Origin of the sequence: Enterobacter sp. 940_PEND (assembly GCF_001059415.1) — a bacterium.
Lineage (GTDB): Bacteria > Pseudomonadota > Gammaproteobacteria > Enterobacterales > Enterobacteriaceae > Enterobacter > Enterobacter cloacae_M.
Genome location: NZ_JUMS01000043.1, coordinates 119557 through 135194 on the forward strand (window position 1 = coordinate 119557; position 15638 = coordinate 135194).

General features: G+C 57.5%; 15 protein-coding genes and 1 other annotated feature. Of the genes, 2 read left to right on the plus strand and 13 right to left on the minus strand.

Annotation, left to right across the window (positions count from 1 at the left end):
- Nucleotides 1-13: 13 nt before the first annotated feature.
- Both ADJ24_RS06725 and ADJ24_RS06730 read right to left on the minus strand, forming a co-directional pair.
- Nucleotides 14-1336: a 6-phospho-alpha-glucosidase gene (locus ADJ24_RS06725; protein ID WP_023309820.1), complete on the minus strand. Its 1323-nt coding sequence runs from the start codon at nt 1334-1336 to the stop codon at nt 14-16.
- Nucleotides 1333-2949, minus strand: a complete 1617-nt coding sequence (locus ADJ24_RS06730) for an alpha-glucoside-specific PTS transporter subunit IIBC (protein ID WP_023309819.1) — start codon at nt 2947-2949, stop codon at nt 1333-1335. The genes ADJ24_RS06725 and ADJ24_RS06730 overlap by 4 nt, the downstream gene beginning before the upstream one ends.
- A gap of 221 nt (nt 2950-3170) precedes the next feature.
- Here ADJ24_RS06730 and ADJ24_RS06735 point away from each other — a divergent pair, with 221 nt between their 5' ends.
- Nucleotides 3171-3917 (plus strand): GntR family transcriptional regulator, encoded by a 747-nt coding sequence (locus ADJ24_RS06735; RefSeq protein ID WP_023309818.1) that lies wholly within the window; start codon nt 3171-3173, stop codon nt 3915-3917.
- Here the strand turns inward: ADJ24_RS06735 and ADJ24_RS06740 are convergent.
- The 3 genes from ADJ24_RS06740 to ibpA form a co-directional block, all read right to left on the minus strand.
- Entirely contained in the window at nt 3885-5546 is a 1662-nt protein-coding gene (locus ADJ24_RS06740) for a putative transporter (RefSeq protein ID WP_023309817.1), read from the minus strand. The two genes, ADJ24_RS06735 and ADJ24_RS06740, sit on opposite strands and share 33 nt — an antisense overlap.
- A gap of 165 nt (nt 5547-5711) precedes the next feature.
- Nucleotides 5712-6140 (minus strand): small heat shock chaperone IbpB, encoded by a 429-nt coding sequence (gene ibpB, locus ADJ24_RS06745; RefSeq protein WP_023309816.1) that lies wholly within the window; start codon nt 6138-6140, stop codon nt 5712-5714.
- 136 nt (nt 6141-6276) lie between these two features.
- Nucleotides 6277-6687 (minus strand): small heat shock chaperone IbpA, encoded by a 411-nt coding sequence (gene ibpA, locus ADJ24_RS06750; RefSeq protein ID WP_008500162.1) that lies wholly within the window; start codon nt 6685-6687, stop codon nt 6277-6279.
- Nucleotides 6681-6752, minus strand: a sequence feature (ROSE (Repression Of Heat Shock gene Expression) occurs in the 5'-region of heat shock genes and acts as an RNA thermometer to modulate expression.). Its footprint overlaps the gene before it by 7 nt.
- Before the next feature lie 248 nt (nt 6753-7000).
- Here ibpA and ADJ24_RS06755 point away from each other — a divergent pair.
- Entirely contained in the window at nt 7001-7333 is a 333-nt protein-coding gene (locus ADJ24_RS06755; RefSeq protein ID WP_032667988.1) for a YceK/YidQ family lipoprotein, read from the plus strand.
- On the opposite strand, the gene ADJ24_RS06760 is transcribed toward ADJ24_RS06755, so the two are convergent.
- From ADJ24_RS06760 to ADJ24_RS06795, 8 genes are all read right to left on the minus strand, one after another.
- On the minus strand, nt 7330-8559 hold the full coding sequence (locus ADJ24_RS06760; RefSeq protein ID WP_023309814.1) for a DUF3748 domain-containing protein: 1230 nt from the start codon (nt 8557-8559) through the stop codon (nt 7330-7332). The genes ADJ24_RS06755 and ADJ24_RS06760 overlap by 4 nt on opposite strands.
- A gap of 51 nt (nt 8560-8610) precedes the next feature.
- Nucleotides 8611-9948 (minus strand): MFS transporter, encoded by a 1338-nt coding sequence (locus ADJ24_RS06765; RefSeq protein ID WP_048702291.1) that lies wholly within the window; start codon nt 9946-9948, stop codon nt 8611-8613.
- A gap of 180 nt (nt 9949-10128) precedes the next feature.
- A complete protein-coding gene (gene dgoD, locus ADJ24_RS06770; protein ID WP_023309812.1) occupies nt 10129-11277 on the minus strand; it encodes a galactonate dehydratase in 1149 nt (382 codons plus the stop codon).
- Nucleotides 11274-11891, minus strand: a complete 618-nt coding sequence (locus tag ADJ24_RS06775) for a 2-dehydro-3-deoxy-6-phosphogalactonate aldolase (protein WP_023309811.1) — start codon at nt 11889-11891, stop codon at nt 11274-11276. Before ADJ24_RS06775 ends, dgoD begins: the two co-directional genes overlap by 4 nt.
- On the minus strand, nt 11875-12753 hold the full coding sequence (locus ADJ24_RS06780) for a 2-dehydro-3-deoxygalactonokinase (protein ID WP_023309810.1): 879 nt from the start codon (nt 12751-12753) through the stop codon (nt 11875-11877). The genes ADJ24_RS06775 and ADJ24_RS06780 overlap by 17 nt, the downstream gene beginning before the upstream one ends.
- Nucleotides 12750-13439, minus strand: a complete 690-nt coding sequence (gene dgoR / locus ADJ24_RS06785; RefSeq protein WP_003861109.1) for a D-galactonate utilization transcriptional regulator DgoR — start codon at nt 13437-13439, stop codon at nt 12750-12752. The genes ADJ24_RS06780 and dgoR overlap by 4 nt, the downstream gene beginning before the upstream one ends.
- 226 nt (nt 13440-13665) lie before the next feature.
- Entirely contained in the window at nt 13666-14478 is an 813-nt protein-coding gene (yidA, locus tag ADJ24_RS06790) for a sugar-phosphatase (protein WP_023309809.1), read from the minus strand.
- A gap of 115 nt (nt 14479-14593) precedes the next feature.
- Nucleotides 14594-15619, minus strand: coding sequence for a zinc-dependent alcohol dehydrogenase family protein (locus ADJ24_RS06795; RefSeq protein WP_023309808.1), 1026 nt, complete (start codon nt 15617-15619; stop codon nt 14594-14596).
- Nucleotides 15620-15638: the final 19 nt, after the last annotated feature.

Below are 15638 nucleotides of genomic sequence, written 5' to 3' on the forward strand. Positions count from 1 at the left end.
CCGGTCAGGACGATTAGTGCAGCTCTGGCCAGTAGTCCTTATTGGCCGCGATCAGGTCATCCAGAATCGCTTTCGCGACGGACGCGCTCGGCACGGTTTTCGACAGGGTGATCGCCTGCCAGAGTTTCTGGTACGAGCGCTGCTCCCAGGCATCCACCACCAGTTTTTCCACCGCCACCTGCTGGCTCATCAGCCCTTTCTGGAAGTGCGGAATATCGCCCACCGTGAGCGGCTCCGGCCCGTTATGGCCTACCAGGCACGGGATCTCCACCATCGCGTCGGCATCAAAGTTATGGATGGCCCCGTTGTTAGGCACAATCAGCAGCATCCGCTCCTGGGTGTTGAAGGCAATCGCCGTCGCCAGATCGACGATGTACGACGCATGTTCGTCGATTTCCAGCTCACCGGCGGCGGAGTGACCGGCTTCGATAATCGCCCGGCAGGCGCTGAACACGTGCTTCTCACGGTGATCCATCACTTCATTGGCGCGGGTACGTTCCGGGTTTGAGTGCGCGACCACGTAGTCCGGGAACAGGTAATACTTCAGGTAGGTGTTCGGCATGGTATCCGGATCAAGCGCCTGTACGTCTCTGGCTTTGGCAAAAGTATCGTTCCAGCTCGCTTCGGTATGCGCATCTTCCGAAGGCGGCACATAGCCGTTTTTCGCCACGTATTCGCGCAGTTTCGGCATCAGATCGTTGCCGTTAAGATCTTCAATCGACGTCCACCAGCCGAAGTGGTTCAGACCGTAGTAGCGCACGCGCATCTCTTTGCGGTTTTTCAGGCCGACAATCTGCGCCATGCGCCCTTCAATGCCGATCGGCATATCGCAGATGTTGAGGATTTTGGCGTTCGGACGCAGGCGACGCGTGGCTTCCGCGACAATCGCCGCCGGGTTGGAGTAGTTCAGCATCCACGCGTTCGGGGAGTACTGCTGCATATAATCCACCAGCTCCAGCACGCCGCCGATCGAGCGCATGCCGTAGGAGATGCCGCCCGGTCCGCAGGTTTCCTGGCCCAGCACGCCGTGGCGCAGCGGGATTTTTTCATCTTTTTCGCGCATCGGGTATTTGCCCACGCGGATATGCGCCATCACAAAATCCACATCGGTAAACGCCGCTTTAGGGTCGGTGGTGTAGCTGAATTCGATCTCCGGCGCCTGCTCCCTGAGGATGATTTTGCACGCTTCGGCGATGGTTTCCTGACGTGCGCCGTCGTTGTCATAGAACTTCAGCGCGCGCAGCGGGAAACGGTCACGGTTGGCTAACAGCATCAGGACGATACCAGGCGTAAAGGTGCTGCCGCCGCCTGCAATGACAACTGAGAATTTTTTCATGATATAGCCTCTGTCAGGGTGGTTTGTTCATTTGTTAAAGGAGTTTTCATCAACGATTCCAGCTGGTCGCGCACCTGAGGAACGTGCAGGCCGACAATCACCTGAATGCCGTTGCCGCGTCGCACCACGCCGTGGGCGCCGAGGGCTTTGAAGACGTCATCGCTTTGGGTTTTCGCCATATCCACCAGCGCAATGCGCAAGCGGGTGGCGCAGTTGTTGATGCTTTCGATGTTGGCCGCGCCGCCGAGCGCCTGCAGGAATCCGGCGGCCTGCCCTACCTGCTGGCTGGCCGCGGCGGTGGTTTGCCCGCGCGCCGCCTTATAGTCGGCCTTGCTGTAGAGTTTGATTTCGCTCTCTTCCCGGCCCGGCGTTTTCAGGTTCAGACGTTCGATCAGCGTTTTGAAGACCGCGAAGTAGATGCCGGTGAAGCAGACGCCGATGCCGATCTGGGTGAATACCGTCGAGGCGTGGTTATGAAACATTGGGATCCAGTTTTGCGGCAGGAACTGGTCCAGCAGGCCGCCGCCCATGTTCCCGACCACGCCAAAGGCGTACATCACCGTTGCCATAGTCGCCGCCAGCACCGCATGGACGGCAAACAGCAGCGGCGAGATAAACAGGAAGGTGAACTCAAGAGGTTCCGTGATGCCCACCAGCACGGCGGTGAGCGTGGCCGGCACCAGCAGCCCCGCCACCTTGACGCGGTTTTCCGGCGACGCGGTGTACCAGATAGCGAACGCAATCCCGACCGAGCCAAACACTTTAGAGTTGCCGTGCAGCGCGAACCCGCCTTCCGGGAAGAGGGTTTTCAGCGGCAGGGTGCTCTGGCTGAACTCCTGCAGGTGCTGTGCCCAGTAGACCTGAATCCCGCCTTCCACAGCCGCCGGACCGAAGATGAACGGACCGTAGACGAAGTGGTGCAATCCGGTTGGGATCAGAATGCGTTCCAGGAAGGTATACACCCACACGCCCAGCGCACCGGCGGAGCGCAGGAACGCCTGCAGGGACTCAATGCCCATCTGTACTTTTGGCCAGCCCAGCAGCGTCAGCCAGGCGCAGGGGATCATGACGAAGAACGCGAGGATAACGACAAACGAGCTGCCCTGGAAAATCCCCAGAAAGACCGGCAGCGGCTTTTCGAAGTAGCGGTTGTGGATGGCGGTGACGATGCCTGAAATCACAATGGCGCCGATGATGCTGGTATCGAGCGTTTTGATGCCGGCAATCATCGCCAGCCCGCTTCCCGCCGTCGGCTCGGCGGAGAAGTCGACGCCGAAGAAGTGGCCCCAGGTCATCCCCATCGCGTTGATGAAGTAGTTCCAGGTCAGAAAGCTTATCAGCACCGCCAGACAGGCGCGGCCCTGCGCCTGCTTCGCCAGGCCAATCGGTAAGCCAACGGCAAAAATCAGCGGCATATTGCGAAACACCGCCCATCCGCCCTCTTCAATGATGTGAACAATCTGCGCGAAAAGATGATCGGGGGCCGTTAAGGCTTCCCCGACAAACAGCGGGTTGCGAAGCATGATGGCGATTCCCACCACGATCCCGGCGAACGGAAACAGCAACACCGGGGTAAACATGGCACCGCCAAAACGTTGTATTTGACTGAGCATTTTTAAATCCTCATGAAACAACCTGTAGGGGTAGAGGCCTTTATGGTTTTTTGCTGGCCTGAGGTGAGCATAAGAACTTACTGATGCGCGAACATGGCGTGCCGCTGCGATTCGTGATCGCATTCATGGTTTTATTTTGACCAATCAGGTCTACTTTTTGGCGTAAATATGGACATGTCAGGACACAATCCACGACCTGATAAGGGCAGAGAGGTCTACTGGTGATCTACAAATCTATCGCCGACAGATTGCGGCTGCGGCTGAATTCGTCGGACTACAACATCGGCAGCCCGCTGCCCGGCGAAAAGGCGCTGGCGCAGGAGTTCGGCGTGGCGCGAATGACCATCCGCAAGGCGCTCGATCTGCTGGTGAGCTGGGGGCTGGTTGAGCGGCGGCACGGCAGCGGAACCTTTGTCTCGCGCAAAGACGTTCACCACGAAACCACCAACCTGACCGGGCTGGTGGAGGTGCTGCGGCAGCAGGGAAAAGAGGTGCAGAGTAAGGTCTTACAGTTTGAAGTGATGCCCGCCCCGCCCGCTATCGCCAGCCAGCTGCGGATTCAGGTGGATGAGCGGATCTACTTTTCCCGGCGGGTGCGCTACGTGGACGGGAAGCCGCTGATGCTGGAGGACAGCTTTATGCCGGTGAAGCTGTTCCGCAATCTGTCGCTGGCGCATCTTGAGGGGTCAAAGTTTGATTACATCGAGAAGGAGTGCGGGATCACCATCAGCGGCAACTACGAGAGCCTGACGCCGGTGCTGGCAGATAAAACGCTGGCCGGTTATATGAACCTGCCGGAACAGACGCCGCTGCTGCGAATTACTTCTCTCTCCTACAGCGACAGCGGCGAGTTCCTCAATTATTCCGTGATGTTCCGAAATACCAGTGATTACCAGGTGGACTACCATCTGCGGCGCATCCACCCGGACGACCTGCTAGCCCATTCCCCAGAACAGCACCGCCAGTAGCTGCGGGGTGATGATGCGCAGGAACATCACCAGCGGATAGACGGTGGCATAGGAGAGCGCAGCCGCACCGCTGGTGGCGTGCAGGTTGTTGGCAAAAGCCAGCGCGGGTGGATCGGTCATGGAGCCCGCCAGCATCCCGCACAGCGTCAGGTAGTTCATTTTGGCGAACATCCGCGCCAGTATTCCCACCGTCAGCAGCGGGATCGCCGTGATAAAGATGCCGTAGCCAACCCAGCTCATCCCTTCGCCCTTGACCAGGGTATCGACAAAATCCCCGCCGGATTTCAGGCCGACCACCGCCAGGAACAGCACGATACCCAGCTCGCGCAGCGCCAGGTTGGCGCTCGGTGGCATAAACCAGTAAAGCTTCCCGATACAGCCGATACGCCCGAGGATCAGCGCCATAATCAGCGGTCCACCCGCCAGGCCCAGCTTGAGCGCCACCGGGAAGCCCGGCACGTACACAGGAATAGAACCGAGCAGCACGCCGAGCCCGATACCGATAAACACCGGCAGCATCTGCACCTGCTGCAGCTTTTGCTGGGCGTTACCCACCATATCCGCCACGGCGTCGATGGACGACGGGCGCCCGACCAGGTTGAGGATATCCCCGAACTGCAGGCTGGCCTCCGGGCTGGCGACCAGTTCAACACCCGCACGGTTAAGGCGAGAGATCACCACGTCATAGCGCTCTTTTACCTGCAGATCGCGTATTTTCTTGCCAAGAACGTGTTCGTTAGTCACCACAACGCGTTCCACGCGCATATCGGTGCCGCGGGTTGAGAGCGAGGTATCCACTTCCTGGCCAATCACCAGCCGCGCGTTGTTTAAATCTCCGGGCTGGCCGACCAGGTGCAGCAGATCGCCCTGCTGAATGACGGTGCCGGGCGCGGGCACCATCAGCATATCGTCACGCTTGAGGCGGGAGCAGATGATATTGGCGCTGTTGAGGATCGGCACGTCCTGAATCGCCATATTGTTCAGGTTGGGGTTATCGACCCGAATGTTGATGGTTTTGATCGGCATATGGCCGTTGGTGAGCGTGGTTTCGTGGTCCTTCGCCTCTTTGTCGACGTTAATCCGAAACAGGACGCGCACCAGCCACATGGAAAGCAGAATGCCGCAAATCCCAAACGGATAGGCCATGGCGTAGCTCATCCCCATCTGGTCGACAATGCCGGGTTCGATACCCAAATCGCGCAGGATTTGCTGCCCGGCACCGAGCGCAGGCGTGTTGGTAACCGCCCCGGAGAAAATGCCCAGCACCACGGGGAGCGGGATATCGAAGATTTTATGCAGAATTGCGGTGACCAGCCCGCCCATCACCACAATGCCGAGGGCAAACAGGTTGAGCCGTAAACCGGAAACCCGAAGTGAGGCGAAAAAGCCCGGTCCCACCTGAATACCGATGGTATAAACGAAGAGGATCAGGCCGAACTCCTGGGTAAAGTGGAGCATTTCGGCGCTGAGGACCAGCCCGAGCTTGTCGGCGAAGTGCCCGACAAAAATGCCGCCAAACAGTACCCCGCCTATCCCAAACCCGACGCCGCGGATTTTGATATTACCTATCCACAGGCCAACAACAGCGACCAGGGCCAACACGCTGACGGTTAACGCGATATCACTCATGACCCACTCCCTTAGCATAACCTTAGTTATGCTAAGGATTCTCTCAGAGCCGGGGGCGGTTGTATGGGTGATGGCGCACAAAAAAGCCCTGCCGGGGCAGGGCTTTATCTTTTCACCCTCTCCCACTGGGAGAGGGCCAGGGTGAGGGCATCAGCCCGCACAGTGCTAACTGTTCAACGCCGGCCGCTCGCTAATGGCGATACGCTGCGGCGCGATGGCTTCCGGCACGTTGCGGATCAGGTCGATATGCAGCAGACCGTTGGTAAACGTTGCGCCGGACACTTCCATATGGTCTGCCAGGGTAAAGCTCAGGCTAAACGGCTGATTAACCAACCCCTGATGCAGCCATTTGGTCTCGGTCTCTTGTTTTTCCGGCGACCCCTTCACGGTCAGGCGAGTGCCTTCAAGCTGGATGTCCAGATCGTCCTGGCGGAAACCGGCCAGCGCAAGGGTAATGCGATAGTGGTTATCGTCGCTTTTTTCGATGTTGTACGGCGGAAACGTCTGTTGCTCGGTGGTGCTTTGCAGGGCGTTAGCCAGTTTGTCAAAACCAATCCACTGACGCAGCAGGGGGGATAAATCATAGTTACGCATACTAAATCTCCTTCTGAGAAGCGAGTTCGGCACAGTGTAATTTTGTGCGCAGTTGTACCTGCAAATCCTGATGGATTCGCATATGCTCCCGTTACGGCAAGCAAGTTCGGGTGGGCCGCTCACGCGACCCGCGTAATTAGTTAATTTCGATACGGCGCGGTTTTTTCTCTTCCGGAATCACACGTTCCAGTTCGATAAACAGCAGACCGTTAACCAGGTTCGCGCCTTTAACGTGAATGTTCTCGGCTAACTGGAACTTGCGTTCAAAGTTGCGCTCGGCGATGCCCTGATAGAGGTAGGTACGTTCTTTCTGCTCGGCCGTATGGGAACCTTTCACCACCAGCAGGTTGTCCTGCGCGGTGATCTCCAGTTCGTTTTCTGCAAAACCGGCGACGGCAATGGCGATGCGGTAGTGGTTTTCGTCAACCAGCTCAACATTGTATGGAGGGTAGCCGTTGCTCTGGCTTTGGTTATTTTCTAAATGGTTAAACAGGCGGTCAAAACCAATTGCAGAACGGTATAGCGGAGAAAGATCGAAGTTACGCATAAATAAAACTCCTGAAATCAGCGAGAAATTGTAGCCTTCCACCATGGACAGGCCTTTGCGCCCCCGAACACCCATCAGGCGAGTTCGTTATCGGGCCACATTCTTAAAATGGGTCTGCAATCGGGCTTTTCAAGAACGACAGCTGCACTTTTTTTTGCACTTTCCTGCATCTCGCTTAGACTGGGACAACAGCACAAAGGGTTAAATTGCGATGGCTGCCACAGTGCGGGGTCATAGAGCTATCCATTTTGGATAAGGCTCGCTATAACCCTGAGTTGCAGGTCTATGCAGTGCCATTAACGATGACTGAGTGATGATGAAAAATGTTCTGATAAAGCTGACGACGTTCAGCGGGGCAGTTTTACTTTGCGGGTGTTCGAGCGTGATGTCTCACACCGGCGGTAAAGAAGGAACATATCCGGGGACGCGCGCCAGCGCGGCGATGATCTCCGATGACGATACAAACTGGGGCACCAAATCCCTGGTTATCCTGGATATGCCGTTTACGGCCGTGGCGGATACGCTTCTGCTGCCGTGGGATATGTTTCGTAAGGACAACTCCGTACGCTCGCGTGTAGAGAAAAGCGAGCAGGAAAATCTGGCGACAAACGCCGTCATCCCGCCCGCTGAAATGCCTCCACGCTAGTACTGCGCGGTTTCCGTCACCCAAAGCTGACGGAAACCGGCTGTCTCCTCCATCCACGCAATAACGCGCCCGTCCGGGGAAAACACGACCGCATCAGCAGACGGCGGGTTGCCGTGATCGGACGTTAAAAACGTCACCTCTCCGGTCTTTGCGTCGCAGCAGGCGATCCGATTTTCGAGCACAAACCCCAGACGATCGCCGGAAGGATGCCAGTTAAATGCAGACTGAATATCACTCCCGGTACGCGTCAACTGGCGCGGCTCGCCGCCCTCAGGAGAGATCAGCCACAGCTGCACAATGCCGTTATCATCCCGCATCAGAAACGCAATCTGTGTCCCCTGCGGGTTACAGCGAACCCAGTGACGCGGCACGTTCACCAGGCCCGGGTACGCCCTCTGATGCGTAAAGGTCAAACGACGCTGCTTCACACCCGCAGGCGGCGCTGGAAGGGTCTCCGTCGTGCCCTGTAGCGGCGCATCGCCCGCATGCTTCCAGCCCTGCTCGTCTTCCGGCAGATTTACGATAAACAGTTCGGGTACTTTTTCGCCCTGCGAAGAAAGCGTGTCGCCGATAAACGCCAGCCTGTCGTTGCCCACCCAGCCCTCTTCGTAGGCGCGGTTAATCTCGTCGCTGCCCGGCTGCGGGTTGGGCGTCGTGCGGCTGACCAGCACGCTCCAGAATGTACCTGAATATTCGCGCGGATGGTTCCCGCGCGGGTTCACCGGGCCGTAAGGCGCAGCCACGCCGACGTTACGTAAATCAAGTTTAGGATCGCGTTCGTGCAGAACATGGTCGTTATAGGTAAAGCTGACGAGCTGCCCGTTTGGGCTGAAGACATGGACGTGGCTGCCGCCGCGCAGCGCGCCGGCGGTGTAAGGCGCTGTGATATCCATCGCGTCCAGATTGCTCACCTGACCGTTTTGCGCAACCACTCCCTGACGATGATGAAAATCGTAATGCCAGTCCGCATCGGGGTTTTTCGGGCCGTGGATAAAGACATATTTCTCTTCTGCAGGATGAACGGTCACCACGCCGACATGCGCGCCGTCAGTGGCGCGATATACCACCTCTACCTCACCCGTAGCGACATTGACCCGCTCGATGGTTTCACCGGTGAACGACGCACCGGACGGGCGCACGTCGTAGACCAGCCACTGGCTGTCCGGCGTCCAGGTATTGATGTTGGTCAGCTGGTGGTTGCGGGAAGCGAAGGTGATTTGTTTCATGAGGATACCCTGATGCACGGTGAATGCATCAGGGTAAAACATCCGCAGAGATTAGCCTACTCGTTTCACGTCGCCCACCAGCAGGATGTAGGAGAGTGCCCCGATCAGCGCCACGGCAGAAATATAGACCAGCGCCGGGCCGAAGCCGTAGTCCTGCGCCAGGTAGCCGATGACCAGCGGTACGGTGATCCCACCCAGCCCACCGACAAAGTTGAACACGCCGCCGGTCAGGCCAATCAGCCGCATCGGCGCAAGGGACGACACCAGCGACCAGGTGATAGAGGCGAAACCGTTACCGAAGAACGCCACCGCCATCAGGGTCATAATCCACACCGGATCGTTGGTGTAGTTGGCACCCATGATGCAGGTTGAGATCAGCAAGCCGCAGATGATCGGCGTTTTACGCGCCACGCCCAGCGAGTAGCCTTTTTTCACCAGCTTATCGGCCAGCCAGCCGGAGAGCAGCACGCCGAAGAATGCCGCGAGAAACGGCACGGTGGTCATAAAGCCCGCCTTCAGCGCCGCGATCCCCTTCTCCTGGGTCAGGTAGTTCGGGAACCAGGTGAGGAAGAACCACAGCGTGGAGGTCACCGCGAACTGGCCCAGATAAACACCCACCAGCTTACGATGGAAGACCAGCTTCCAGTCCGCTTTGGTCAGCGGCTGGCGCGCCTCTTTTTTCACCGGCGCATCGCCGTCCACCAGGCCACCGCCGTCGCGGATGTAGTCCAGCTCGGCTTTGGTGATGCTTTTGGTCAGACGCGGCGGCTGGTAAACCTTGAACCAGATCAGCGACCAGATAATGCCAATCCCACCCGTGACGATGAATACCCAGTGCCAGCTCAGCAGCTCCTGGATCCAGATCAGCAGCGGCGTCAGGAACGCCAGGCCGACAAACTGCCCGGAGGTGTAAAAGCCAACGGCGGAAGCGCGCTCGTGTTCCGGGAACCAGCTGGTCACCATACGGTTGTTGGTCGGAAACGCGGGCGCTTCGAACACCCCGGTGATGGCGCGCAGGCCAATCAGCGACATCAGCCCGGTCGCGAAGCCCTGGAACAGGGTCGCCACTGACCAGCCGAAAATGGCAATGAAATAGGTCAGACGTGAACCCACGCGGTCAAGGAACCAGCCGCCCGGGATCTGACATAAAGTATACAGCCAGGCAAACGCCGAAAAGACGTAGCCCATTTCCGCTTTGGTGATGCCAAACTCTTCCTGGATATGGGCCGATGCCACGGCAAGGTTGGCGCGGTCGACATAGCAAATGACCACGGTAATAAAGATCATAATCAGCGTCAGGTAGCGGCGACGCCCGGTTTTTGTAGCGGTAACTGGAATATCCATCGCAATCTGTCTCCAGATTTTGGGCATAGCGAAGCCGCTCACCATGCCCTGTAATTTACAGAGGGTGTATTTGGTTTTTTTAATTAAAAACGTAAACAGAATGCGCTAAATAATTCGTGCTGGGGGAAGGCGGCAAGTTTTCGCATCCCCGGGAGCATACAAAAGTATGTGACCGGGGTAAGAAAACGCAGCCAACGCATCACCAGCGCGAAGTATGACGCGCATTTACCATTCGGCTACGCTGCCATCCTCATGACGCCACAGCGGGTTACGCCAGTCTGGCGCATTTTTACTCAGCTCAATGACTTTGGCTTCGTCAATTTCTACGCCAAGGCCCGGCTTCGTTAACGGTTTAAAGAAACCGCCTTCCATGCAGAAGTCTTCTTTATTTTTCACAAAATCGAGCAGTTCCGCGCCCTTGTTATAGTGAATCCCCATGCTCTGTTCCTGGAACACCGCATTCCGGGAGACAAAGTCGACGTGCAAACAGGCAGCCAGCGCGATCGGCCCAAGCGGGCAGTGCGGTGCCAATGCCACATCGTAAGCCTCTGCCATCCCGGCAATTTTGTAGCATTCAGTTATGCCGCCCGCGTGAGAAAGGTCCGGCTGCAGAATGGCAATGCCGCCCGCTTCAAGCACGCGTTTGAACTCGAAGCGCGAGAACATACGTTCGCCCGCCGCGATGGGAATATGGGTCTGTTCAGCCAGTTTCGGGTAGTACTCGGCCTGCTCGGCCAGCACCGGCTCTTCAATAAACAGCGGACGATACGGCTCCAGCTCTTTGATCAGAACTTTGGCCATCGGCGCGCTGACGCGGCCGTGGAAATCCAGGCCAAACTCAATCTCGTTGCCGAAGGCTTCACGGATTTGCGCCACGGTGTTCACCGCCCGGTCTACCGCGCGCGAGTTGTCGATAATGCCCATCTCTTCGCAGCCGTTGAGCTTGAAAGTGTCGAAGCCGATGTTGCGCAGCTGCGTGATGCCATCAATCACTTCCGCAGGACGGTCACCGCCGACCCAGCTGTAGGCTTTGATTTTGTCGCGCACCAGGCCGCCCATCAATTGCCAGACCGGCGCGTTCAGCACTTTGCCTTTGATATCCCACAGCGCCTGGTCGATGCCGGCGATGGCGCTCATCAGGATCGGCCCCCCGCGGTAGAAGCCCGCGCGGTACATCACCTGCCAAAGGTCGTTAATGCGCGCCGGATCCTGACCAATCAGGTATTCACCCAGCTCGTGCACCGCCGCTTCTACGGTACGCGCACGCCCTTCAATCACCGGTTCGCCCCAGCCCACAACCCCTTCATCGGTTTCGATTTTCAGGAACATCCAGCGCGGGGGTAAACGGTACGTGGTGAGTTTGGTTATTTTCATTTCACTGCCTCTCGATACGCTTTCACAAATGCTGTCGCCTGCTGTGCGGTACGTTCAACGGACTGTCCGGCACGATAAAGATCGCTGCCCAGCCCTGCGCCCACACAGCCAGCGCTCATCCACTGGCCCAGGTTTTCTGGCGTTACGCCGCCCACGGCAAAGACCGGCACGCTGGCGGGCAATACCGCTTTCAGCGCTTTGATGTAGTCCGGACCAAAAGCCGATGACGGGAAAATTTTGAGCGACTGTGCGCCTGCTTCGAGAGCAGTAAAGGCCTCCGTGGCGGTGGCGCAGCCCGGGCAGACGGTCATGCCGTGCCCCACCGCGCGGCGGATCACCTCAGGCTGAATGTTGGGCGTGACGATAAGCCTGCAGCCCATTTTCGCCAGCCGATCCACCTGCTCAGGCTGTAACACGGTGCCTGCGCCAATCAGCGCCCTATCGCCGAAGGCCTTCACCACGGCCGGAATGCTTTTTTCCCACTCCGGAGAGTTAAGCGGGATTTCCACCACGTCGAACCCGGCGTCAATAACCGCGCCGACGTGGGCTAACGCCTCATCGGGCGTGATGCCGCGCAAAATCGCGATAAGGGGAAGATCAGTTTGCCACTGCATGAGCGATGCTCCTTATTCCTGCCTGAAATGCCGTGTCGCCGGATATCGTTAAAACATCACGCCCAACGGTGCGAAACGCCTGCTCGTAGCGCGACGTCAGCGATGCGCCTGCGACAATGGTGATGGCCTGCTCGTGCGCGATGAAATCACGCATGCTGGCAACCTCAGCGCCAATCAGCAGGCCGGAAAGAAACTCGCTGACCTGCTCGCGCGGGAGATTTCCCAGCACGTGCGAGGCGCGAACCTCAAAAAGGTGCGGCAAGACATCAGGAGAAGCGATCCCACGTTCAAGCCCGGCAGCAAACGCCTCTGCCGAGGCTTCCTGCTCAGGTAAACCGGCCCCAACCAGCGAATGGTTGAGCAGCAAATGGTGCAGCTCGCCGGTCATCACGGTGCGAAAGTCGTGGATTTGCTCAGCGTCAGCCTGGACCCACTTGCAGTGCGTTCCGGGCATGACGTAGACAGAAGAAGGAGAAAGCGCGCGCGCGCCAAGCAGCTGCGTCTCTTCGCCGCGCATCACGTTGTGGTTGTCGTCGCGAGAAACGCACAAGCCGGGAATAATCCAGATATTGTCGCCAACGGACGTTAACTGCTCGCCAATCGCGGAGAAATGGGCGGGAACCGGCAAATAAGGGGCGATTTTCCACCCTACGTTGCTGCCTACCATACCCGCCATCACTACCGGCGTGGTGCTGTCGCGCCAGCGTTGTGTGACCTCTGCTAACACCGCCTCGGGGGATTTACCGTTCAGGCGCGTCACGCCTGCTTCTGATTGCCTGCTTTCCAGGCACTGCTCGCCCTGATACAGCCAGGCGCGCAGATTGGTCGATCCCCAGTCAATTGCGATGTAGCGAGATGTCATGTGATTTCCTTCAGCCTTCGTGTCGAGCTGGCAATCATGGTAAGTGCCGCCTGCTCTGCCGCATCGCCGTCCTGATGCCTTATCGCATCGAACAGCGCTTTATGTTCCTGGAGCGTTTTCGGCATGTTGGCCTCATCGCCCATCCAGGTACGTTCAAATACTGCTCGCTGTAGCGAGCTGATCGCTACGCTAAGCTGCTGTAATACCGGGTTATGCACCGACTGCAGCACCGCCTCGTGGTAGCGAATATCTGCCTCGTTAAACGCCTCCCGGTTCTGGTTATTGGCGATCATGTCGTTTAAAGCCGACTCGATCTGGGCCAAATCGCCGGAAGTTGCGCGTTCCGCCGCCCAGCGGGCGATGGCCGGTTCAACCAGGTTTCGGACTTCGCTCATCGCGCCGATAAGCCGCGGGTCGTAGTCATTTTCCAGCACCCACTGCAGCACGTCGGTATCGAGGTAGTTCCACTGGTTACGCGGAGCAACAAACGCGCCGCGATAGCGCTTCATTTCAATCAGCCGCTTCGCCATCAGCGAGCGGAATACTTCCCGGATGATGTTGCGCGAGGTTTCAAACTCCTCACACAGTTCGGCCTCTGCCGGCAGCGGCGAACCGGGAACGTATTTGCCACCCACAATCTGGGTGCCCAGCGTGATGACGATGCGATCGGTTTTATTGAGTGTCATGGAGAGTCCTTGTGCTCTGTATGTCCATCACTACTTTACCGCGACCGCTGAATTTCACCTCACTTTTGCAGTACAAATGTGAGGGAGTTCGTCTTTGCCATGGCTGTAATGTAGTACAATCATTTAATGTTGTACTACAATCAAGATCACAAAAAGAACAATTCAATAAATTCAGCGCAAAAAAAAGCCCCGGTTGATAACCGAGGCTGATGATTAAAAATAAGCGTTACTGCAGCACAAACTTCTCGATCGCGTAAGCAACGCCGTCTTCCAGGTTGGATTTTGTCACGAAGTTGGCCACTTCTTTCACGGATGGAATGGCGTTATCCATCGCCACGCCCATACCGGCGAATTCGATCATCGCGATGTCATTTTCCTGGTCGCCCAGCGCCATGATCTCTTCCTGTTTAATACCCAGCGCATCGGCCAGTGATTTGACACCGGTGCCTTTATTGACGCGTTTATCGAGGATTTCGAGGAAGTACGGCGCACTTTTCAGCACGGTGTACTTCTCTTTTACCTCCGCCGGAATGCGCGCAATCGCTTTATCCAGGATCTCTGGCTCGTCGATCATCATTACTTTCAGGAACTGCGTCGCCGGGTCCATTTTCTCCGCTTCACAGAACACCAGCGGAATGGTCGCAACGTAGGATTCATGTACCGTGTAGTAGCTGATATCGCGGTTGGCGGTATAGAGCGTATTGCGATCGAGCGCGTGGAAGTGGGAACCCACTTCACGGGACAGTTTTTCCAGGAACAGATAGTCATCGTAGCTCAGCGCGGTTTGCGCAACCGTACTGCCGTCAGCGGCTTTCTGCACCAGCGCGCCGTTATAGGTGATGCAGTAGTCGCCCGGCTGATTCATGTGCAGCTCTTTCAGATAGCTGTGTACGCCCGCATACGGACGCCCCGTGGTCAGGACCACATTCACGCCCTTTGCGCGCGCCGCGGCGATCGCGTTTTTAACGGCTGGAGAGATAGTGTGATCTGGCAGCAGCAGCGTGCCGTCCATATCGATTGCGATGAGTTTGATAGCCATGAGTTCCCCGGAATAAATGAGTGCTGCCTCATGCTAACGCGATTAAGCACACAAAAATAGAGCTATATTGCGCAACAGGAATGCCCCTTTTACGCTGATTCCGGGGAACGAAGGCTTACTCGCGGGTGAGAACTATTTTACCGAACGCTCCGCGATCGAGGTGCTCAAACGCCTGTTCAAGCTCGTTAAAACGGTAGCGATGCTCTATCACCGGCTTCAGCCCCGTGACGTCAACTGCGCGGACAAAATCTTCCAGCGCCCGGCGGTGCCCCACGCCAATCCCCTGAATGACGGGTGATTTCAGCAGCAGTTCGCCAGCAGAGAGCGTAATCTCCGTCCCGGCCAGCACGCCAATGACGGAGATACGTCCGTGAACGGCAACGGCGCGCAGGGAATGCTTCAGGTTCTCTCCGCCTACGGTTTCAATAATGTGGTCGATGCCGCGATCCTGCGTGAGCGCCAGCGTATTTTCCGCCCAGTCGCCTTTCAGACGGTTGATGCCCTGGCTGGCTCCCAGCTTTTTGGCCAGCGCCAGTTTTTCATCACTCCCCGAGGTGACAAAAACCTCCGCCCCGTGCGCTTTTGCGATTTGCAGGGCGAATATCGCCACGCCGCCCGTGCCCTGCACCAGCACCGATTGACCGGCGCGCAGCTGGCCACGTTCCACCAGCGCAAACCAGGCGGTAAGCCCTGCGCAGGGTAAGGTGCTGGCCTCGGCGTCATCCAGAGTCTCCGGGGAGGCCACCAGCGCGCCTTCATTCACAATCACATACTCGGACAGCATGCCCTGAAAGTATCCGCCGGACGTTTTATAGGGCAGATTGCGCGCGTCCGCCTGCGGCTTACCGTCGATCCACTCCGGGAAGAAGGTTGAGATGACGCGCGCGCCGGGATGGAAGCGCGTAACGCCTTCACCAATGCTGTCCACCACGCCCGCCATGTCAGATGCCGGGGTAAACGGGAAGGAAAGCGGAATCGGCATTGTGCCTTCAACAACCATTTTATCGCGATAGTTAAGCGCAACGGCATTCACCCGCACGCGCACTTCACCCGGGCCCGGCTGTGGGACGGGCGCCTGAGTCAGCTTGAGGTTCTCGCGCCCGAGGGCATCCATGGACCAGCGTTGCATTGTCTCTGTCATTTAATTTCTCCTGCCATCA